Source organism: Blautia sp. CAG:257, assembly GCF_000433815.1.
Lineage (GTDB): Bacteria > Bacillota > Clostridia > Lachnospirales > Lachnospiraceae > Blautia_A > Blautia_A caecimuris.
Genome location: NZ_HF999021.1, coordinates 1 through 3,968, shown reverse-complemented (window position 1 = coordinate 3,968; position 3,968 = coordinate 1). Strand labels below are relative to the sequence as shown.

The 3,968-nt window shown below is 43.9% G+C and carries 3 protein-coding genes; all 3 read left to right on the top strand.

Features of this window, described 5'->3' with window-relative positions:
- On the top strand, window positions 1-721 hold a 721-nt coding region (locus tag QVP40_RS04055), incomplete at its 5' end, for a DUF5915 domain-containing protein (RefSeq protein ID WP_288200317.1).
- A gap of 12 nt (window positions 722-733) precedes the next feature.
- Window positions 734-3,190: a glycogen/starch/alpha-glucan phosphorylase gene (locus QVP40_RS04050; RefSeq protein ID WP_022067213.1), complete on the top strand. Its 2,457-nt coding sequence runs from the start codon at window positions 734-736 to the stop codon at window positions 3,188-3,190.
- Window positions 3,191-3,426: 236 nt separating this feature from the next.
- Window positions 3,427-3,968 (top strand): nucleoside recognition protein (locus QVP40_RS04045; protein WP_288200316.1); only part of this gene is annotated, 542 nt, incomplete at its 3' end.

The window sequence follows — 3,968 nt, the reverse complement described above, 5'->3', positions numbered from 1 at the left end:
GGATATGGAAGCTCTTCTGAAAGTGGTTGTTCTTGGCCGTGCAGCAAGAAATACTGCAAATATCAAGAACCGTCAGCCTATCGGAACTATGTTTGTAAAGGCTGAGAAGGAAATGGATCAGTTCTATACAGATATCATTGCAGATGAGCTGAATGTAAAAGAAGTAAAATTTGCAAAGGACGTTGAATCCTTTATTTCCTACAGCTTCAAGCCTCAGCTTCGCACAGTGGGACCAAAATACGGAAAACTTCTGAACGGTATCCGCACAGCTCTTACAGAGCTTAATGGAACAGAGGCTATGAAAGAACTGAAGGAAACAGGACTTCTTACTCTGGATATTGACGGAAACAAAGTGGAACTGGCTGAAGAAGATCTTCTGATCGAGACAGCTCAGACAGAGGGATATGTAACAGAAACAGACGGAGATACTTCTGTAGTTCTTGATACAAACCTGACTCCGGAACTGATCGAGGAAGGATTTGTACGGGAGATCATCAGTAAGATTCAGACAATGAGAAAAGAGGCTGGCTTTGAGGTTATGGATAAGATCCATGTTTATGCAAAAGACAATCAGCGCATTATGGATATTATGGAAAACCACAGGGATGAAATCATGTCTGAGGTTCTGGCAGAGGAGATCACTCTGAACGAAACTGATGGTTATGTAAAAGAATGGAGCATTAACAAAGAGAATGTAGTTCTTGGTGTAACCAGAAAGTAGGAGGAAAAAGAAATGATAGATAAGCAGTTCAAAAAAGAGGCTTTTAAAGAAAGCGTAAAAGAAAATGTAAAATTTCTGTATCGCAAAACCCTTGAAGAGGCAACTCAGGAACAGATTTTTCAGGCAGTCAGCTATACAGTAAAGGATGTTATCATTGACAACTGGCTTGAGACACAGAATGCATATCAGAAACAGGATCCGAAGATTGTATACTATATGTCCATGGAGTTCCTTATGGGCCGCGCTCTGGGCAACAATCTTCTGAACCTGACAGCCTATGGCGAGGTAAAGGAAGCTCTTGAGGAACTGGGTCTTGATCTCAATGTAATTGAAGATCAGGAGCCGGATCCGGCTCTTGGAAACGGCGGTCTTGGACGTCTGGCAGCCTGCTTCCTGGATTCTCTTGCAACTCTGAATTACTGTGCCTATGGCTGCGGTATCCGTTACCGTTACGGTATGTTCAAGCAGGAGATCAAGGATGGTTTCCAGCTTGAGGTTCCGGATAACTGGCTGAAAAACGGTTATCCTTTTGAACTGCGCCGTCCGGAATATGCCAAGGAGGTTCACTTCGGCGGATATGTCCGTGTGGAATATGACCCGGCAACCGGATCAAACAGATTTATCCATGAGGGATATCAGGCAGTAAAGGCAGTGCCTTTTGACATGCCGATCCTGGGATATAACAATAAGATCGTAAATACTCTCCGCATCTGGGATGCAGAGCCCATCGTAGACTTCGGACTGGATTCCTTTGACAAGGGTGATTACAAGAAAGCTGTAGAGCAGGAAAACCTTGCCCGCAATATCGTCGAGGTGCTTTATCCTAACGACAACCATATGGCAGGTAAGGAGCTGCGTCTGAAACAGCAGTACTTCTTTGTTTCCGCAAGTCTTCAGGCTGCAATCGAGAAGTACAAGAAAAATCACAGCGATATCCGCAAGCTGTATGAAAAAGTGGTATTCCAGATGAACGATACTCATCCTACAGTAGCTGTTGCAGAGCTGATGCGTATCCTTATGGATGAGGAAGGTCTTGGATGGGACGAGGCATGGGAGGTTACAACAAAATGTGTTGCGTACACCAATCATACCATTATGTCCGAGGCGCTGGAAAAATGGCCTATCGAGCTGTTCTCCAGACTGCTTCCCCGTGTATATCAGATCATTGAGGAGATCAACCGCAGATTTATCCTTGAGATCCAGGCAAAATATCCGGGCAACTATGAGAAGATCAAGAAAATGGCCATTATTTATGACGGCCAGGTAAAAATGGCTCATCTTGCCATTGTTGCAGGATTTTCTGTAAACGGTGTTGCCAGACTGCACACAGAGATCCTGAAAAATCAGGAACTGAAGGATTTCTATGAGATGATGCCGGAAAAATTCAACAATAAGACAAACGGTATCACACAGAGACGTTTCCTTCTTCACGGAAACCAGCTTCTGGCAGACTGGGTAACAGATCATATCGGTCCGGACTGGATCACAGATCTTTCTCAGATCAGCAAGCTGAAGCTTTATGTGGATGATGAGAGAGCGCAGCAGGAGTTTATGAACATCAAATACCAGAACAAAGTCCGCCTTGCAAAATATATTCTGGAACATAATGGTGTCGAGGTAGATCCTCATTCCATTTTTGACGTTCAGGTTAAGAGACTTCATGAGTACAAACGTCAGCTTCTGAATATCCTGCATGTGATCTATCTTTATGATAAGATAAAAAGAAATCCAGGTATGGAATTTTATCCAAGAACCTTTATTTTCGGAGCAAAGGCTTCCGCAGGCTATGCCCGTGCCAAAAAGATCATCAAGCTGATCAACTCAGTTGCAGATGTTGTAAACAACGATAAATCCATTGATAACAAGATCAAAGTTGTATTCATTGAAAATTACCGTGTATCCAACGCAGAGATGATCTTTGCAGCAGCAGACGTTTCCGAGCAGATCTCTACTGCAAGTAAAGAAGCTTCCGGTACAGGTAATATGAAGTTTATGCTGAACGGCGCTCCTACACTGGGAACCATGGACGGCGCCAATGTGGAGATCGTTGAGGAAGTAGGCGAAGAAAATGCCTTTATTTTCGGCCTCAGTTCTGATGAAGTTATCAACTATGAAAACAATGGCGGTTATGATCCGAATGTGATCTACAATACAGATGGTGAGATCCGTCAGGTTCTTATGGAACTGATCAATGGAACCTTCTCTAATGATACAGAGCTGTTCAGAGATCTGTATGATTCTCTGCTTCATGGAAACGGCTATGACAAAGCTGACCAGTACTTTATCCTGGCTGATTTCAGAGCTTATGCAGCAGCGCAGGAAAAAGTGGAAGAGGCTTACAGAGATGAAAAACGCTGGGCTCGAATGGCAATGATGAACACTGCCTGCAGCGGAAAATTTACTTCTGACCGCACTATTCAGGAGTATGTAGATGATATGTGGCATCTGGACAAAGTAATTATCAAATAATGAAATATATTTACAGGCAGCCTGCTTTTCAGAGCAGACTGCCTGTGTTGTTTACAGAATTATTCTGTGAACGGAACTGCTGAGGCGTCATTCCGGTGTGCTTTTCAAAACACGGGTCAGGTTTATTTCCACAGAAACAGTTTTGGGAGAGTCTGATTTCCGAGATATGATCTGTGGGAATAAAATGTTTTTTGTGTGTCATAAGATATGTGGAGAAAGTCCCGGAGGATAAAGGTATGACATATTTATGGGGCGGAATGATACTTATTGGCGTTTTGTACGGCGCTTTTGCAGGAAATCTTCAGGCTGTAACAGAAGCAGTTGTTTCCTCAGCAGGGGAGGCGGTGAGCCTTTGTATTACAATGGCAGGAATTACAGCCATGTGGACAGGTATCATGAAAATTGCGGAAAATGCCGGGCTGGTGTCGCAGCTTGCAGGAAGGATGAGGCCTGTTCTTAAATTTCTGTTTCCCGGTCTGGAACCGGATTCCCCGGCCTGTCATTATATTTCTCTGAATTTTTTATCAAATCTTTTTGGGATTTCCTGGGCAAGCACCAGCGCAGGACTAAAAGCAATGGAGGAACTGGACCGTCTGAATAAGGAGGAGTGCAGAAGATATGGAAAAACAGGAAGACGCAGTCCACGTACAGCAAGTTCTGCCATGTGTACCTTTATGATCATAAACGTTTCTTCTCTTCAGCTGATCCCGCTAAATATGATCGCATACAGAACAAAATACGGAAGCGCTGATCCGGCTGCTATTGTCGGCCCGGCCAT